Here is a 17,373-nt window from a genome sequence, read left to right on the forward strand (position 1 = left end):
GGATACGGTTTCTTCCTTGCGTGAGGCTGGCCGCCGACAGCACGGAAAGCATTGCGTGGAACAGGTTCGCGCAAGCCTGTCAGGTCAGGATTTGTAAAGGCCGGCTTTCCCGTCGCGCCCGTTTCATTCCGCTAAGGGCGACCGATCGTGACCACGACCTATACGAGCTACAAGCTGATTACAGCCGACCTTGGCAAGTCGCTGGAGCGCGTCGCCAAGGAGCCGGACGTTGCCCGCGAGACGGAATATTACCTCTCGAAGATCGGTGACATCAAAACGATCGACCAGTTCTTCGCCGATACGCGCCTCTACAACTATGCCATCAAGGCGCACGGCCTCGAGGACATGGGTTACGCCAAGGCCTTTATGCGCAAGGTGCTGGCCGAGGGTGTCGACAGCGAGGACGCATTTGCCAACAAGCTGACCGACAGCCGCTACAAGCAGCTGGCCGAATCGCTGAATTTCGCCCGCCACGGCGAGGCTGCCACCTCTTTCGATCGCGCCCAGAAAGGCGTCGTAGACAAATACGCCCGCCAGACGCTCGAACAGAGCGCCGGCGAGGAAAACGCCGGCGTGCGGCTTGCGCTCTATTTCGCCCGCATGGCACCGACGCTGACCAGCGGATACGCCATCATCGCCGACGAGGCGCTCGGGCAGGTGGTGCGCACCACCCTGCAGCTGCCGGCGGAATTCGCCGGCACGGAGGTCGACCGCCAGGCGGCGGCCTATGAAGCGGCCATCGATCTCAAGGACTTCCAGGATCCGGCCAAGGTGACGGAATTTCTCGACCGCTTTACCGCTCTTTGGGAAATCGACAATTCAACGGACGGCTACGACCCGCTTGCGGTATTCGGCGCGTCGAGCGGCTACGGCATCTCTTCCGACCTGCTCCTGTCCATCAACAGTTTGAAACTCGGGGGACGCTGAACGTGCAGACCGGTCTTTACGTTGCGATTTCGTCGCAGATGGCGCTTGAAAAGCGCCTCAACACACTCGCCGACAACATCGCAAACTCCGGCACTGTCGGTTTCCGCGGCACGGAAGTGAAGTTCAACCAGATGCTCGGCGACACCAAGCCGACAAAGGTATCCTACGTCAGCAAGGGCGAGGAATTTCTCAACACCAGCAACGGCTCGCTGACGCGCACCGGCGGCGCATTCGACTTCGCGGTCAAGGGCGATGCCTGGTTCCAGATCGACACGCCTTCCGGACCGGCGCTGACGCGCGACGGCCGCTTCACCCTGACCGAAACCGGAGAGCTCGTGACCATTCGCGGCTATCCGGTTCTCGACGCCGGCGGCGCCCCGATCCAGATCAACGGCACGGGCGGCGATGTGACCGTCGGCGCCGACGGCGCCCTGCACCAGAACGGCGTCGCCGTCGCTTCGCTCGGCCTTTACCAGGCCGACTTCAGCAAGGGCTTCATGCGCCTGGACAACAGCGCGGTGCTGCCGAACATGCAGCCGGAACCGGTGGTCGACCGCTTCGATGTCGGCGTCATGCAGGGTTTCCTGGAAGAATCAAACGTCAACGCCATCGCCGAGATGTCGCAATTGATCATGGTCACCCGCGCCTTCGACAACATCACCGCGCTGATGCGCGACGGCGAGGGGTCGCTCAGCGAAGCGATCAAGACGCTCGGTGGCAGCCGCTAAGGCGTGACAGGAACCGGCATGGAACGCGAAGGCCCGAAGACGAGCGCCGCATCGACATCGCTGGCTGCCCTTGGCGGCCTCGTCGAACGTTACGCCAAACCCGAACATTCGATCGCTCCGGGCGGCCACGTCCAGACGATCTCTCCGGGGCACTACACCGTGACCGGCCTGTCGCGGCATGTGCGGCTCGGTGATTTCGTCGCACACAAGAGCGCGACCGGAACGCATCTGGGCGAAGTGGTGCGCGTCGAGCCTGAGCGTGTCGTCGTCTGCCCGATCGAGCCCGGCGACCCGATCGGCATCCACGATACCGTCATCCGCAAGGGCGCCTTCCGCATCGCGCCGACCGACCAGTGGTGCGGCCGCGCGATCAATGCGCTTGGCGAACCGATCGATGGTCTCGGTCCGCTGCTGCAAGGCGACGTCCGCCGCTCGATCTCAAACACGGCGCCGCCATCCATGACCCGCAAGCGCGTGGAGCATGGATTTCGCACCGGCGTGCGGGCGATCGATATCTTCTCGCCGCTTTGCCTCGGCCAGCGCCTCGGCATCTTTGCCGGCTCCGGCGTCGGCAAGTCGACGCTTCTGTCGATGCTGGCGCGGGCCAATGCCTTCGACAAGGTGGTCATTGCGCTGGTTGGCGAACGTGGCCGCGAAGTGCGCGAATTCATCGAGGATACGCTGGGCGACAATCTTGCCAAGTCGGTTGCGGTCGTCGCCACCAGCGATGAAAGCCCGATGCTGCGCAAGATGGCGCCGCTGACCGCCGTCACCATCGCCGAGCATTACCGCGACAACGGCGACAACGTGCTTCTGATCGTCGACAGCGTCACCCGTTTCGCCCACGCGATCCGCGAGGTGGCGACGGCCTCCGGCGAGCCCCCGATCGCGCGCGGCTATCCGGCCTCGGTCTTTACCGAACTGCCGCGCCTGCTCGAGCGGGCCGGTCCGGGCGCCGAAGGCGCAGGCACGATTACCGCGATCATCTCGATCCTGGTGGACGGCGACAACCACAACGACCCGATCGCCGACTCGACGCGTGGCATTCTCGACGGGCACATCGTGCTCGACCGCAGCCTGGCCGAGGAAGGGCGTTATCCGCCGATCAATCCACTGGCCTCGATCTCGCGCCTCGCGCGCAAGGCCTGGACGCCTGACCAGGAAAAGCTGGTGTCGCGGCTGAAGTCGCTGATTCACCGCTTCGAGGAGACACGTGACCTGCGGCTGATCGGTGGCTACCGCCCCGGCGGCGATCCCGATCTCGACATGGCGATCAAGCAGGTGCCGGTGATCTACGACGTCTTGACGCAGACGGCGAGCGAACCGCCGACGCAGGATGCATTTTCCGACCTTGCCGGCGCGCTGAAGGCCGCGGCGATGGGCAATCAGCCGGGTGCTGCAGGGATGAGGCCGAGGTAATGGGTTTGACGGATTACGACGCGGACGAGACGATCCATCAGCGCAAGCGCGAAGCGGGCATGCCGATGATCGATAAGGCGCTGGCTGCGACCGGCATCCTGCTGGCGGCGCTTGCGACCGTCTTTCCCTGGTATGCCTTCCTCAACCAGGACAAGTTCACGATGCCGGCGCTCTGGCAGGGGTCGACGCGTGATCTGCCGGAAAAGCCGGCGCGCAGCGTCGTGTCGGTCTCGCCGCTTGCGATGTCGGACATGGACGGCGAAACCGTCGCGGCGATCGACCAGCTGACGACCGCGACCGTGCCGACCCTTGGCGGCAGTCCCGCCGCGGGTGGTGCCGCGCCGAACGAAGGTCTCGAGCAGCCATTCCCCGGAAAATCAGGCTTCAAGCTGATGCATGTCGCCAATGGCCGCGCCCTGATCGAGGACACCGCCGGCATGTACATTGTGCGCATCGGCTCGATCCTGCCGGACAACACCCGTCTGGCGACGCTCGAAGAACGTGACGGGCATTGGGTGATGATCACCTCGAGCGGCGAAGTCTACAAGGCAGACTGACCAGCCACGACATTTTCCAGACGTCCTTGTTCGTCACGTGTCTTTCGCGATCCGCGACGGCTCATGCCGTGCGCGATCCCTTCGCATTCCGCCATCCGCCAGGTGGCCGTTTCCAAGGACAAGTCCCGCGCAAGATTACCCACCTAGGTTCGCATCAACAAGCATGGAGCTTTTGATGCAACCGATTCAGCTTTTCGAACTCGCGTCCCGGCAGGCCCAGTGGCTGACCGTCCGCCAGAACGTGGTGGCCGGCAACATCGCCAATGCGAATACGCCGCACTACAAGGCCAAGGACGTCAAGCCGTTCGAAAGCGTGTTGCAGAACACCGGCATCCAGATGGCCGCGACCAACAAGGCCCATTTCACCGAGAGCCTCGAAGCCTCGCAGGTGGCCGAGGTCGGCATGCTCGACGGCGTTCAGGTCCAGCAATCCGGCAACAGCGTCGCGATCGAGCAGGAAATGATGAAGACCGGTGAAATCAAGCGCGACTACGAGCTCAGTGCCGGGCTCGTCAAGGCGTTTCACCGGATGATGCTCATGACGGTACGGAAGTAAAAACCATGGATCCTTTGACTTCGGCCATGAAGGTCTCGGCCTCAGGTCTGCAGGCAGAATCGACCCGCCTGCGTATCGTTTCTGAAAACATCGCCAACGCACGCTCCTCCGGCGACGTACCAGGCGCTGATCCCTACCGACGCAAGACCATCAGCTTTGCAGCCGAGGTCGACAGGGCGAGCGGCGCCTCGCTGGTCGAGATCGAGCGGCTCGGCACGGACGATTCGAACTTCACCATCGAGTTCGATCCCGGCAACCCGGCCGCCGACGAGAAGGGCATGGTCAAGATGCCGAACGTCAACATCCTGGTCGAAATGGCCGACATGCGCGAAGCCAACCGCGCCTATGAAGCCAACCTCCAGACCATCAAGCAATCGCGCGACCTGGTTTCCCAAACCATCGACCTGTTGAGAGCATCACAATAATGATCGACGCAATTAACTCAGTCGGCGCTTTTTCGGTCACGAAAGAAGCCGAAGGCACCCGCCTTGCATCCTCGTCTTCGTCGGTTTTCGGATCGGCAGCCGCAACCTCGGCCGCCCCGCAGTCCCAGAGCTTTTCAGCGATCCTCGGCGACATGGCGACGGACGCCATCGGCGCCATGAAGAAGGCCGAAGGCGCCTCGATCGACAGCATCCGCGGTACCACCAACACCCGTGAAGTCGTCGATGCGGTGATGAACGCCGAACAGTCGCTCCAGACCGCGATCGCGATCCGCGACAAGGTGGTGACCGCCTACCTCGAAATCGCGCGCATGCAGATCTAAGGAACGAGACATGAAGGCCCTTTCCATTGCCGCAACCGGCATGAACGCCCAGCAGCTGAACCTCGAAGTGATCGCGAACAACATCGCGAACATCAACACGACCGGCTACAAGCGTGCCCGCGCAGAGTTTTCCGACCTGCTTTATCAAACCGAGCGCGCCCAGGGCGTGCCCAACCGCTCCAACCAGGCGATCGTCCCGGAAGGCGCGATCATCGGTCTCGGCGTCCAGACGGCCGCCGTGCGCAACCTGCACATCCAGGGCAGCCTCGTCAGCACCGGCAACGATTACGACCTCGCGCTCGTCGGCCGTGGCTGGTTCCAGGTGGAGACGCCCGATGGCGAGACGGTCTACACCCGCGCCGGCGCCTTCAACAAGAACGCCCAGGGCCAGCTGGTCACCATCGACGGCTACACCGTGGTGCCGGGCATCACCGTGCCTCAGGACGCAACCGAGATCGCCTTCACCAGCTCCGGCCAGGTGATGGTGCGCATCGGCAGCGATCCGGCGATGCAGGAAATCGGTCAGTTGACGGTTGCCAACTTCGTCAACGAGGCCGGCCTCGAGCCGCAGGGCGAAAACCTGTTCAAGCAGACCCCAGCCTCTGGCGAACCAATTGTCGGAACGCCGGCCGATCCGGGCTTTGCGCTGATCAAGCAGAAGTATCTCGAAGCGTCGAACGTCGATCCGGTCAAGGAAATCACCGACCTGATCTCGGCCCAGCGTGCCTATGAGATGAACTCCAAGATCATCCAGGCGGCCGACGAGATGGCGGCCACGGTGAGCAAGAACCTCAGGTAACGGAACAGGGGGCAAACATGACGTTTCGCCGAGCCGCAGGAATGACAGCTCAGAAGGACGGTTCCGCGCCACGCGCGCGGCACGTGGTGGCGGGCATCTTGCTCGCCGCCGCTTTCCTGTCGCCTTCGGCAGGCTTTGCGGAACGGCTGACTGCAGTCATCCCCAAGCAGACGATCTACCCCGGCGAAGCGATCGACGCGAGCCGGCTCGAGGTCGTCGACGTGACCAACCCCGATCTGACGGACGGCTATGTCAGGACACTGAGCGAGATTGACGGCAAGGTGAGCAAGCGCACGCTGCTGCCCGGACGCGTCATTCTGGCCTCGGCACTGCGCGAGCAGTACGCGGTCGAGCGAGGCTCCACCGTCCGTCTGGTCTTCAGCAATGGCGGTCTCACCATCAGCGCTGCCGGGTCGCCCCTTCAGGATGCCGCGATCGGCGACCTGATCCGGGCTCGCAATATTGATACTGGCGTCATCGTTTCCGGGACAGTGATGGCCGACGGCACGATACATGTGGTGGCGAAATGAAAATGCTTGCCTGCAAATGGTTCCTGACGCTGGCCGTCGCGCTGTCTACAGCGATGACGCCGGCTTTCGGCGCGTCACGGATCAAGGACGTCGCCTCGCTGCAGGCCGGCCGTGACAACCAGCTCATCGGCTACGGCCTCGTTGTCGGCCTTCAGGGCACGGGCGACAGCCTGCGCTCGTCGCCGTTTACCGATCAGTCGATGCGCGCCATGCTGCAGAACCTCGGCATCTCGACCCAGGGCGGCGAATCGCGCACGCGCAACGTCGCCGCGGTTCTCGTCACCGCCAACTTGCCGCCATTCGCCAGCCCCGGCAGTCGCGTCGACGTGACGGTCGGATCGCTCGGCGACAGCACGTCCCTGCGCGGCGGCACGCTCGTGATGACCTCGCTTTCGGGCGCCGATGGTCAGATCTATGCGGTCGCCCAAGGGTCCGTCGTCGTCACCGGCTTCAACGCCCAAGGGGACGCCGCGACGCTCAATCAGGGGGTTACCACCTCGGGGCGCGTGCCGAACGGCGCGATCATCGAGCGCGAGCTGCCGTCGAAGTTCAAGGACGGTTTCAACCTCGTTCTGCAATTGCGCAATCCGGACTTTTCGACCGCCGTCGGCATGGCCGCCGCGATCAACAAATATGCCGCCGGGCAATATGGCGGCCGCATTGCCGAAGCGCGCGATTCCCAGGCTGTTCTCGTCGAGAAGCCGAAGATGGCCGATCTTGCGCGGTTGATGGCCGATATCGAAAACATCGTCATCGAGACCGACGTTCCGGCCAGGGTCGTCATCAACGAGCGCACCGGAACGATCGTCATCGGCCAGGACGTGCGCGTCAACGAGGTGGCGGTCAGCTATGGCACCTTGACCGTGCAGGTCAGCGAGACGCCGACGGTCGTCCAGCCGCTGCCGTTCTCGCGTGGCCAGACCGCGATGGAGCCCAATACCACCATCGAGGCGCAATCCGACGGCGGCACCGTCGCCATCCTCAACGGGTCCAGCCTCAGGTCGCTGGTTGCCGGTCTCAACAACATCGGCGTCAAGCCAGATGGCATCATCGCCATCCTGCAAAGCATCAAAACGGCCGGGGCCCTTCAGGCGGAGCTTGTCCTGCAATGATGAACATCGACCGCCTTATTGGCAGATCCCGCAATGCCCTGCTCGCGACCGCTGCCGTTGCGTCGATGCTTGCGATGCCTGGCGCCTTTGCCCAGGACGTGACCGCGCCGCCCGCCGGCAACGCCAGCGCCGACGAGATCCAGCAGTTCTGCACCAACATTGCCGATGCTGCCCGTGACCAGCGTTATGTGCTGCAGCGCAAGGAACTCGAAACGCTCCAGTCAAACGTCGACGAGCGGATCGCGACGTTGGAAAAGCGGCGCGAGGAATATGAAGACTGGCTGAAGCGTCGCAACGACTTCCTTAAGCAGGCCGAGACCGGCCTCGTGGGCATCTACAAGACGATGAAGCCGGATGCGGCCGCGGGCAAGCTGGAGATGGTCCGTCCGGAGATCGCCGCTGCGATCGTCATGCGGCTGCCGCCGCGCCAGTCGTCGCTGATCCTCAGCGAAATGAGCGACGAGAAGGCAGCTCTCCTGACCAACATCATCTCGAGTGCCAGCGATCCGAACACCTCGAAGGAACCATCATGAAAATGCGTCTAACGGCCGTCATGGCCGCGGCCCTCCTCGCGGGATGTCAGAACCAGGCCTTCAACGAGATCGGCCGTGCCCCTGCCATGAGCCCGATCGGCAGCGGCCTGCAATATACCCAGACGCCGCAGCTTGCCATGTATCCGAAAGAGCCGCGGCATGTGGCCAACGGCTTCTCTCTTTGGAACGACCAGCAGTCGGCGCTGTTCAAGGATGCGCGCGCGCTCAACGTCGGCGACATCCTGACGGTGCAGATCGCCATCAATGACAAGGCTTCGTTCGACAACAAGACCGACCGCAGCCGCAAGAACACCAGCGGCTTCAACATCGGCGCCAGCGGCCAGTCCGAAGCCAGCGACTTCGGCTGGTCGGGTGACCTGAAATATGGCTCCAACACCAAGACGGAAGGCGACGGCTCGACCGAACGCTCCGAGAAGCTGCAGCTGCTCGTTGCCGCCGTCGTCACCGGCGTGCTCGAAAACGGCAATCTCCTGATCAGCGGCTCGCAGGAAGTTCGCGTCAACCACGAGCTTCGCATCCTCAATGTCGCCGGCATCGTGCGCACGCAGGACGTCGACGCCAACAACGTGATCTCCTACGACCGCATCGCCGAGGCACGCATTTCCTATGGTGGCCGCGGCCGCCTGACCGAAGTGCAGCAGCCGCCTTACGGCCAGCAGGTCATGGATCTGATTTCGCCGATCTGATCGGCAGGGAATGGCAAGATGGAAGAACTCGATACAGCCGCGCCCGCCAAGTCACCGTCGAAGGTGATGACGATCGCCATCGTTGCCGTCCTGACGCTCGTCGCCGGCGGCGGCGGCTGGCTGGTCGGCGGCATGCTCGCGCCGCCCCCGCCGAAGGAACAGGTGGAAGCGGCCAAGGAGGTCGCGCCCAACGCAACCGGCGAGGAGGGCGTGCCCAAGATCGCCACCGAGGCCAACGGCGTCGTGCAGCTCGATCCGATCACCACGAACCTCGCCTATCCATCGGAAAACTGGATCCGGCTCGAGGTGGCGCTGCAGTTCGACGGCACCCCGGACCCTGTCATGGCCGAGCAGATCCACCAGGACATCGCCGCCTATCTGAAAACGGTCTCGCTTCAGCAGATCCAGGGTCCGCGCGGCTTTCAATATCTCCGGGATGACATCCAGGAACGGGTTGACCTGCGCTCCGATGGACGCGTAACCAATGTCATGTTCAGAACCTTCGTCATTCAATGATTCGCTAAATGATCCGGCTCATCGCCTTCATAGTCGCCATGACGGCGATGTCCGGAATTGCCGGCGCACAGAGCTTTCCCTCTGACATCCTGAACACGCCCATCGACGGCTCGGCCGCCTCGTGGATCATCCGGACCTTCGGCCTTCTGACCGTTCTTTCGGTCGCGCCCGGCATCCTCATCATGGTCACCAGCTTTCCGCGCTTCGTGATCGCCTTTGCCATCCTGCGCACGGGCATGGGCCTGGCAACGACGCCGTCCAACATGATCATGGTGTCGCTGGCGCTGTTCATGACCTTCTACGTAATGGCGCCGACCTTCGACCGCGCCTGGCGTGACGGCATCGACCCGCTGCTCAAGAACCAGATCACCGAGACCGAGGCGATCCCGCGTGTCACCGAGCCGTTCCGCGAGTTCATGCTCGCCAACACGCGTGACAAGGATCTGCAACTCTTCATCGATATCGCCAAGGAAAAGGGCCAGACCGTCGTCGTCGACGACAAGGTCGACCTGCGCGCCGTCGTTCCCGCCTTCATGATCTCCGAAATCCGCCGTGGCTTCGAGATCGGCTTCCTGATCATGCTGCCGTTCCTGGTGATCGACCTGATCGTCGCCACCATCACGATGGCGATGGGCATGATGATGCTGCCGCCGACGGCAATCTCGCTCCCGTTCAAGATTCTCTTCTTCGTGCTCATCGACGGCTGGAACCTGCTCGTCGGCAGCCTGGTGCGTTCGTTCAGCTGAACCACCGTTTCTCCCGCTTTATCGTTGCCGGATGTGCGTACCCGCTCGGGAAGCGCGTTCGGCCGTCGGCGACCGACACACTGGTCGACATCACGTAGCCCGCGCGTTGCGACAGCCGTTGGGCGATCGCCCGCAGCCTTGCGCCGTGCGAAACTCCACGCGTAGCCGATCCGCCGTGACGACAAACGAAAAACCCCGCCGGCGAGGGCGGGGTCCTGATGTCACGCGTATCGAGGGGTAGGGCCCCTCCGCCTGTTATTGCGCGAATGGGGCGGTGCGCGCCGGCAGGGCCGGGACGTCGATGAGCGTGGGCTCAAGCCCGTCCCTGGCGCGCTCGGCCATCGCCTCATAAGCCTGCTCGAGGTGACGGCAGAAGCGCTCGGAATCGAACAGCGGCGTCCGCAGCCGGTTGTCTTCGAGCGTCCGCTTGTAGCCGGCGACCCTGTCGCGATCGTTGTAGAGGGCGACCGCCTGTTCGATGTAATCATCGACGTCGGCGGCAACGAGTTCCGGCAGGCCGATTGCGTTGAGCAGGCTTTCGCTGACCCGCGAAGCAAAGTGCGTTCCCTTCGGCGTCAGCACCGGCAGCCCCATCCACAGCTGTTCCGACGTAGTCGTGTGGCCGTTGCAGGGGAAGGTGTCGAGGCCGAGATCGGCCGCCGGAATACGCGCCAGATGCTTTTCGTATTCGATCTTTTCGGAAAAGATGATGCGCTTCGTCGCGATGCCGTAGCTCTGGAAACGGCGCAGGATATGCGCCTCGGCTTCCGGCTTGAGGCGCATCAGCCACAGGACGCTGTCCGGCGTCCGGCGCAGGATCTCGGCCCATGCCTTGACCGTTTCGCCGATGATCTTGCGGTTGGCATTGAACGACGCGTAGACGAAGGCGTCTTCCGGCAGGCCTGCTTCGGTGCGTGACATGACGGCAGGGCGCGGACGGCCAGCCGGATCGTTCGGCTGGTAGGTCTCGGGCAGGCGGCAGAACTGTTCGTAGTAGTGTGGCGCACTGGCGTCGGGCAGGACGTAGCGGTCGCCGATGATGTAGTCGATGTCGACGTTGACGGTGGTGCCGGGGAAGCCGAGCCAGGCGACCTGTACCGGGGCGGTCTTGTGGTTGAGAATGGCGACCCGGCTGTGCATCGTGTGGCCCTTCAGGTCGACGAGAATGTCGATCTGTTCGTCACGGATCGCTTGCGCCGCTTGCTCGTCTGAGAGGTTTTCGACGCGCACGATCTTGCCCCAGGTCTGGCGCTCTTCGCCGGCCAAAGGCAGGTATTTCTCCGGCGTATAGCAGAACAGCGTGACGTCGAACTTTTCGCGGTCATGCGCGGTCAGAACGGCCTTCAAGAGCTTCATGGTCGCGTGAGGCGCCCAGAAGTCGTTCGAGAGGTAGCCGATCCGGATCTTCTTGCCCCAGGAATGCGGCATGGCGCGGCGTTCCGCGGGCAGGCCCGGATCGAACGGTTTGTCGAGCGCGCCCGCAACGCGGTTGAGCGCTTCGTCGCGGCACCAATGCATGTTGTAGAACGGCGTTTCGGCCCGGAAGAACTTGGGATTGACCGACTGCACGACGCGTTCCAGCGCCTGTGCGTAGTTGTCGATCTCGCCGAAGTTGTTCACCTCCTGCATGAAGACGAGGTAGGCGGAAAGCAGAACCAGGTTGGACGGCGACCGACGGAAGAGGTTGGTGACGATTTCGCGGTCTTCGCTGTTGCCGATGTCGGCGGTCAGCAGCTTGGCGGCCAGCACCTGATGTTCGTGCTGCGCGCTCATGGAGAGCGTCGTCTTGAAGGGGCCGAGAAGCTGCGACTGGTTGCGCTTCAAAAACAGCGTCGCGATGATGTAGGCCAGCTCCGCATCGGTCTTTGCCTGTTCCAGCAGGGGCCGACCGAGGCTGAGCGCCTCGTCGTCGTTGCCGCAGGCGAAATGCAGCTTCATGGCTTCAGCCAGAAAATGCTCTGAACGGAGCCCGCCGGCTTCACCGGCCAGCTGATAGGCCTGCGCGGCATCGCTGCGGAAACCGAGTTTCAGCAGCACCTTGGCCAAGAGCGCGTAGGTCTTGGCATCGCGGGTGAGGTCGAGCAACTGGTTGAGCGAGGTAAGGGCCTCGGTGTACTGGCCTTTTTGATACTGCCGCGAAGCGGAAGAAAAGATGGTGTGGGCGTTCAAAGGAAGCTCCGTAGGAAAAGCGCTACCGTTGTCACCGCGCGAGCCTGTGCAACGTCAATATGCCAAGGTGCTGTTTTGAAGCAGAAACCTTGCCCCAGGCGGGATTGCTGAGCGATTTTCGTATTCTTTGCCAATAGATCTCGATTGGCGAAAGGAACGTCCCGCAAAGTGGGCGCGGGTAAAGTAACATACTGTTAACCATAAGATTTTGCTTCGAAAATTTGTTTCCGCCTTAATGAAATCGCAAGCATTGGGGGCGATATTCACCCTCACATGACGGGTTTGGTTTCCTTCACTTGAGTGGATGGAGCCGAGTGGCATGAAGCCGGTCCGTCATTGCCGGTAGACGTATTCAGTCCGGTATGTCCCCCACCGTGTAACCTTGTAAATTTGAGGGACAGTCTCATGACTTCTATTATGACGAACAACTCGGCAATGGCCGCACTCTCCACGCTGCGCTCGATCAATTCCTCGATGGAAACGACGCAGGACCGGATTTCTTCGGGCTACCGCGTTGCCAACGCTTCCGACAACGCTGCTTACTGGTCGATCGCGACGACCATGCGTTCGGACAACAAGGCCCTCGGCACGGTTCAGGACGCACTCGGCCTCGGCGCTGCCAAGACCGACGTTGCCTACACCGGCATCAAGGCTGCGATCTCGGTCGTCGACGAAATCAAGGCAAAGCTGGTTGCTGCCAGCGAGCCGGGCGTTGACAAGTCCAAGGTCCAGAAGGAAATCGACCAGCTTCAGGATCAGCTGAAGAGCGTCGTCAAGTCGGCATCGTTCTCCGGCGAAAACTGGCTCTACACCGCCTCTGGCGCGACTGCACCGGGCACGAAGTCGATCGTCGGTTCGTTCAACCGCGATGCTTCCGGCAATGTCAGCCTGACCACGCTCGACGTCGACACGACCAAGACCATGCTGATCGACGAAACCAGCACTTCGGGCACGAACGGCCTTCTGACTGCCGACATCAAGGACTCCGCTGGCTCGGCCATCACTGGCGTCAGCGTCCTGAACCTCGACATCAGCGGCACTGCCGTCACCTCGACGACGCTCTCCAACTACCTCTCGGGTGTTGACAGCGTTCTGAAGAGCATGACCAACGCTGCTGCCGACCTCGGCGCCGTCAACAAGCGCGTCGACCTGCAGAAGGACTTCGTCGACAACCTGATGGACTCGATCGAATCGGGCGTCGGCAAGCTGGTTGACGCTGACATGAACGAAGAGTCGACCCGCCTGAAGGCTCTGCAGACGCAGCAGCAGCTCGGCATCCAGGCTCTCTCGATCGCCAACAGCAGCTCGCAGAACATCCTGTCGCTGTTCCGTTAATCGGACCCGACACCGGCGACTTCGGTCCCGGATCGCAAATTGGAAAACCGCGCCTCGCTCGAGGCGCGGTTTTTCTTTTGTCGGAGACGGTATTGGCTCCGCCGCTTCAAGCTTCATTAACCATCTTGGTGTTTCCTGTCCTTATCGAAACGGCGGGTTAACCAACAAGATTAACGCGTTAGCAGGCATGATGCTGGCCGCCATTTCCCGGTAATCCCGGAATGTCCCTTTCAATCGATTTTCCCAAGGGGCACCCAGCCAATGACATCCATCATGACCAACAACGCGGCAATGGCCGCACTTTCCACGCTGCGTTCGATCAATTCCGCGATGGAAACGACGCAGGACCGGATCTCGTCCGGCTACCGCGTTGGCAACGCTTCCGACAACGCCGCCTACTGGTCGATCGCAACGACCATGCGTTCGGACAACAAGGCCCTCGGCACGGTTCAGGACGCACTCGGCCTCGGCGCTGCCAAGACCGACGTTGCCTACACCGGCATCAAGGCTGCGATCTCGGTCGTCGACGAAATCAAGGCAAAGCTGGTTGCTGCCAGCGAGCCGGGCGTTGACAAGTCCAAGGTCCAGAAGGAAATCGACCAGCTTCAGGATCAGCTGAAGAGCGTCGTCAAGTCGGCATCGTTCTCCGGCGAAAACTGGCTCTACACCGCCTCTGGCGCGACGCCTCCGGGCACGAAGTCGATCGTCGGTTCGTTCAACCGCGACGCTTCCGGCAATGTCAGCCTGACCACGCTCGACGTCGACACCACCAAGACCATGCTGATCGACGAGGCCAATGCCACCAATGGCCTGCTCACCGACTACCTCGTCGGCACGAACGGCACGGCCATCGGTACGGTCAGCATTCTGACCCTCGACATCAGCACTGGCGTCACCTCGACGACGCTTGCCAATTACCTTTCCGGCGTTGAAGACGTCCTGCAGAGCATGACCAACGCAGCTTCGGACCTCGGCGCCGTCAACAAGCGCGTCGATCTGCAGAAGGACTTCGTCGACAACCTGATGGACTCGATCGAATCGGGCGTCGGCAAGCTGGTTGACGCTGACATGAACGAAGAATCGACCCGCCTGAAGGCTCTGCAGACGCAGCAGCAGCTCGGCATCCAGGCGCTGACGATCGCCAACACGAACTCGCAGAATATCCTGTCGCTGTTCCGTTAACCGGACCCGACACCGGCGACTTCGGTCCCGGATCGAAGCATCAAAACCGCGTCTCGTCAGAGGCGCGGTTTTTTTCTTTAGTCCGAACTGATTTTTGGTATTTCCGCTTCAAACTTCATTAACCATCTTCGTGTTTTCTGTGGCCAACGAAACGGCGGGTTAACCAACAAGATTAACGCGTTAGCAGGCATGAAGCTGGCCGCCGTCTCCCGGTAATCCCGGAATGTCCCTTTCATCTCGCATTCCCAAGGGGCACTCAGCCAATGACGTCCATCATGACCAACAACGCGGCAATGGCCGCACTTTCCACGCTGCGTTCGATCAATTCCGCGATGGAAACGACGCAGGACCGGATCTCGTCCGGCTACCGCGTTGGCAACGCTTCCGACAACGCCGCCTACTGGTCGATCGCAACGACCATGCGTTCGGACAACAAGGCCCTCGGCACGGTTCAGGACGCACTCGGCCTCGGCGCTGCCAAGACCGACGTTGCCTACACCGGCATCAAGGCTGCGATCTCGGTCGTCGACGAAATCAAGGCAAAGCTGGTTGCTGCCAGCGAGCCGGGCGTTGACAAGTCCAAGGTCCAGAAGGAAATCGACCAGCTTCAGGATCAGCTGAAGAGCGTCGTCAAGTCGGCATCGTTCTCCGGCGAAAACTGGCTCTACACCGCCTCTGGCGCGACTGCACCGGGCACGAAGTCGATCGTCGGTTCGTTCAACCGCGATGCTTCCGGCAATGTCAGCCTGACCACGCTCGACGTCGACACGACCAAGACCATGCTGATTGACGAAAACGGCACCGGCGCCAATGGCCTGCTGACTGCCGATCTCAAGGACTCGGGCGGCACGGCGATCGCCGGTGTCAGCATCCTCAAGCTCGACATCAGCACCGGCGTCACCTCGACGACGCTCTCCAACTACCTCTCGGGCGTCGAAAACGTACTGCAGAGCATGACCAACGCGGCTTCGGACCTCGGTGCCGTCAACAAGCGTGTCGACCTGCAGAAGGACTTCGTCGACAACCTGATGGACTCGATCGAATCGGGCGTCGGCAAGCTGGTTGATGCGGACATGAACGAAGAGTCGACCCGCCTGAAGGCACTGCAGACACAGCAGCAGCTCGGCATCCAGGCGCTGACGATCGCCAACACCAACTCGCAGAACATCCTGTCGCTGTTCAAGTAAGCGGCTGGCGGGGCAGGGCGCCACGACCGCGCCCGGCCGCATCGGATCTTCACGAAACCGCGTCGCTCGAAAGGGCGGCGCGGTTTTTCCGTCGTCGGGGCATGGACGCCGCAGTTCCATCGCGCCGCCCAATCGCGCTTCAGGCCGACGCGCCCAAGCGGTAACGCTTGCTTCATGAATGTTTATTTTTGTTCACCTTGGTTACCGACTTATGAATGGCGTTAACCGTTTGTTAACCAAACAATCGTTACACCTTCGTTAAGAGCGAAGGGTCGCCCCCAGGGCAAAACAGGGGCGGTTCGCATGACGCTGGTCCCGTCGCTGCCGGTCACGCACTCCGGAATGTTCTCAGACAATCATTCGGGGCAAGTGACCAATGACCAGCATCATGACCAATACGGCCGCCATGGCCGCACTCCAGACGTTGCGCTCGATCAACACCAACATGGCCGAAGTGCAGGACCGGATCTCGTCCGGCTACCGCGTTCAGACCGCAGCAGACAACGCTGCCTACTGGTCGATCGCGACGACCATGCGCTCCGACAACGCCGCGCTGTCCACCGTCCAGGACGCGCTTGGTCTCGGTGCGGCAAAGGTCGATACCGCCTATGCAGCGATGAAGACGTCGATCGATGTCGTCACTGAAATCAAGACCAAGCTCGTGGCCGCCCGCGAGCCCGGCGTCGACAAGCTCAAGATCAACAAGGAAATCACCGAGCTGAAGAACCAGCTCATGTCGGCTGCCCAGTCGGCATCCTTCTCCAGCGAAAACTGGCTCTACAACACCAATTCCGCAGCCGTCGGAACGAAGTCGATCGTTGCCTCCTTCAACCGGGATGGCAACGGCAATGTGTCGATCACGACGCTCGACTTCGACACGTCGCAATCGATGCTGATCGACACCGGCAGTGCAGCGCGCGGCCTGCTGACGCGGGACTATGACGCTGACCAGCTGTTGCAGACCCCGACGGGCACCGCCGCACCATACCGCCTCATTGTCATCCCGCCGACCGGCACTGGCGGCACGGAAATCAAGCTGACGGCAACGACCACACCGGCCGAGATGGACGCGATGATCCGCGTCGTCGACAAGATCCTCGGTCAGCTGACCGACGCCGGTTCGACGCTCGGTGCCATCACCAAGCGTATCGACATGCAGGAAAGCTTTGTCGCTAACCTGATGGATACGATCGACAAGGGCGTCGGGCGTCTTGTCGATGCCGACATGAACGAGGAATCGACGCGGTTGAAGGCGCTGCAGACACAGCAGCAGCTGGGTATCCAGGCGCTGTCGATCGCCAACACCAACTCCGAAAATATCCTGCGCCTGTTCCAGCAGTAAGGTTTTCGAGCGGGCGGCGCTTCGACGCCGCCGGCCTGAAACGGTTCCTCCGCGACAGCGGCGGAAATCGGAACGGCTTGAATTCTGCCACGTCGTCGGTCACGGCACCCGGTGGAAACGGTTGGACCGCGCTATTTGCCCTGGCGCGGTCCAACACATTCATTTTCGCACAAGTTTGACCGAATAGCCTTCCCTCGCAGTCCTGTCGGATGACTGCCGGCCAATATGAGATTTGCGCCGCCGCCTGCACCGGTCCGTCGCT

General features: G+C 61.9%; 19 protein-coding genes. 18 read left to right on the forward strand and 1 reads right to left on the reverse strand.

Annotation, left to right across the window (positions count from 1 at the left end; genetic code table 11):
- The first annotated feature begins 147 nt into the window (after window positions 1–147).
- The 14 genes from RTP54_RS02940 to fliP all read left to right on the forward strand — a co-directional run bounded on the left by RTP54_RS02940 (window position 148) and on the right by fliP (window position 9,896).
- Complete coding sequence (locus RTP54_RS02940) at window positions 148–927, forward strand: DUF1217 domain-containing protein (RefSeq protein ID WP_112808907.1); 780 nt, start codon at window positions 148–150, stop codon at window positions 925–927.
- 2 nt (window positions 928–929) lie between these two features.
- Complete coding sequence (flgF, locus tag RTP54_RS02945; protein WP_112808906.1) at window positions 930–1,655, forward strand: flagellar basal-body rod protein FlgF; 726 nt, start codon at window positions 930–932, stop codon at window positions 1,653–1,655.
- Between the two features lie 18 nt (window positions 1,656–1,673).
- Window positions 1,674–3,074: a flagellar protein export ATPase FliI gene (gene fliI, locus RTP54_RS02950; RefSeq protein WP_312360845.1), complete on the forward strand. Its 1,401-nt coding sequence runs from the start codon at window positions 1,674–1,676 to the stop codon at window positions 3,072–3,074.
- On the forward strand, window positions 3,074–3,631 hold the full coding sequence (locus RTP54_RS02955) for a flagellar protein (protein ID WP_112808904.1): 558 nt from the start codon (window positions 3,074–3,076) through the stop codon (window positions 3,629–3,631). Before fliI ends, RTP54_RS02955 begins: the two co-directional genes overlap by 1 nt.
- A 175-nt stretch (window positions 3,632–3,806) precedes the next feature.
- On the forward strand, window positions 3,807–4,187 hold the full coding sequence (gene flgB / locus RTP54_RS02960; protein ID WP_112809451.1) for a flagellar basal body rod protein FlgB: 381 nt from the start codon (window positions 3,807–3,809) through the stop codon (window positions 4,185–4,187).
- 5 nt (window positions 4,188–4,192) lie between these two features.
- Window positions 4,193–4,612 (forward strand): flagellar basal body rod protein FlgC, encoded by a 420-nt coding sequence (gene flgC / locus RTP54_RS02965; RefSeq protein WP_053250468.1) that lies wholly within the window; start codon window positions 4,193–4,195, stop codon window positions 4,610–4,612.
- Window positions 4,612–4,953, forward strand: coding sequence for a flagellar hook-basal body complex protein FliE (locus RTP54_RS02970; RefSeq protein ID WP_112808903.1), 342 nt, complete (start codon window positions 4,612–4,614; stop codon window positions 4,951–4,953). Before flgC ends, RTP54_RS02970 begins: the two co-directional genes overlap by 1 nt.
- Before the next feature lie 10 nt (window positions 4,954–4,963).
- Window positions 4,964–5,752, forward strand: coding sequence for a flagellar basal-body rod protein FlgG (gene flgG / locus RTP54_RS02975; RefSeq protein WP_112808902.1), 789 nt, complete (start codon window positions 4,964–4,966; stop codon window positions 5,750–5,752).
- A gap of 17 nt (window positions 5,753–5,769) precedes the next feature.
- The gene (gene flgA, locus RTP54_RS02980) at window positions 5,770–6,282 is read left to right on the forward strand and encodes a flagellar basal body P-ring formation chaperone FlgA (RefSeq protein ID WP_112808901.1); all 513 of its coding nucleotides are present in this window, start codon (window positions 5,770–5,772) and stop codon (window positions 6,280–6,282) included.
- Window positions 6,279–7,394, forward strand: coding sequence for a flagellar basal body P-ring protein FlgI (locus RTP54_RS02985; protein ID WP_112808900.1), 1,116 nt, complete (start codon window positions 6,279–6,281; stop codon window positions 7,392–7,394). Before flgA ends, RTP54_RS02985 begins: the two co-directional genes overlap by 4 nt.
- A complete protein-coding gene (locus RTP54_RS02990) occupies window positions 7,394–7,927 on the forward strand; it encodes a MotE family protein (RefSeq protein ID WP_409517109.1) in 534 nt (177 codons plus the stop codon). The genes RTP54_RS02985 and RTP54_RS02990 overlap by 1 nt, the downstream gene beginning before the upstream one ends.
- Window positions 7,924–8,634: a flagellar basal body L-ring protein FlgH gene (flgH, locus tag RTP54_RS02995; protein WP_112808898.1), complete on the forward strand. Its 711-nt coding sequence runs from the start codon at window positions 7,924–7,926 to the stop codon at window positions 8,632–8,634. Before RTP54_RS02990 ends, flgH begins: the two co-directional genes overlap by 4 nt.
- An 18-nt stretch (window positions 8,635–8,652) precedes the next feature.
- Window positions 8,653–9,150, forward strand: coding sequence for a flagellar basal body-associated FliL family protein (locus tag RTP54_RS03000; RefSeq protein ID WP_112816879.1), 498 nt, complete (start codon window positions 8,653–8,655; stop codon window positions 9,148–9,150).
- An 8-nt stretch (window positions 9,151–9,158) separates the two neighbouring features.
- Window positions 9,159–9,896 (forward strand): flagellar type III secretion system pore protein FliP, encoded by a 738-nt coding sequence (gene fliP, locus RTP54_RS03005; protein WP_112808896.1) that lies wholly within the window; start codon window positions 9,159–9,161, stop codon window positions 9,894–9,896.
- Window positions 9,897–10,151: 255 nt separating this feature from the next.
- Here the strand turns inward: fliP and RTP54_RS03010 are convergent, their stop codons facing one another.
- A complete protein-coding gene (locus RTP54_RS03010) occupies window positions 10,152–12,065 on the reverse strand; it encodes a glycosyl transferase (RefSeq protein ID WP_312360864.1) in 1,914 nt (637 codons plus the stop codon).
- A 405-nt stretch (window positions 12,066–12,470) separates the two neighbouring features.
- On the opposite strand from RTP54_RS03010, the gene RTP54_RS03015 reads away from it, so the two are divergent.
- The 4 genes from RTP54_RS03015 (at window position 12,471) to RTP54_RS03030 (ending at window position 17,111) form a co-directional block, all read left to right on the forward strand.
- A complete protein-coding gene (locus RTP54_RS03015) occupies window positions 12,471–13,400 on the forward strand; it encodes a flagellin (protein ID WP_312360867.1) in 930 nt (309 codons plus the stop codon).
- Window positions 13,401–13,661: 261 nt separating this feature from the next.
- The gene (locus RTP54_RS03020; protein ID WP_312360869.1) at window positions 13,662–14,582 is read left to right on the forward strand and encodes a flagellin; all 921 of its coding nucleotides are present in this window, start codon (window positions 13,662–13,664) and stop codon (window positions 14,580–14,582) included.
- 263 nt (window positions 14,583–14,845) lie between these two features.
- The gene (locus tag RTP54_RS03025) at window positions 14,846–15,769 is read left to right on the forward strand and encodes a flagellin (protein ID WP_312360871.1); all 924 of its coding nucleotides are present in this window, start codon (window positions 14,846–14,848) and stop codon (window positions 15,767–15,769) included.
- Between the two features lie 376 nt (window positions 15,770–16,145).
- Window positions 16,146–17,111 (forward strand): flagellin, encoded by a 966-nt coding sequence (locus tag RTP54_RS03030; RefSeq protein WP_112808891.1) that lies wholly within the window; start codon window positions 16,146–16,148, stop codon window positions 17,109–17,111.
- Window positions 17,112–17,373 lie beyond the last annotated feature (262 nt).

Origin of the sequence: Ensifer sp., from assembly GCF_031989085.1 — a bacterium.
GTDB lineage: Bacteria > Pseudomonadota > Alphaproteobacteria > Rhizobiales > Rhizobiaceae > Ensifer.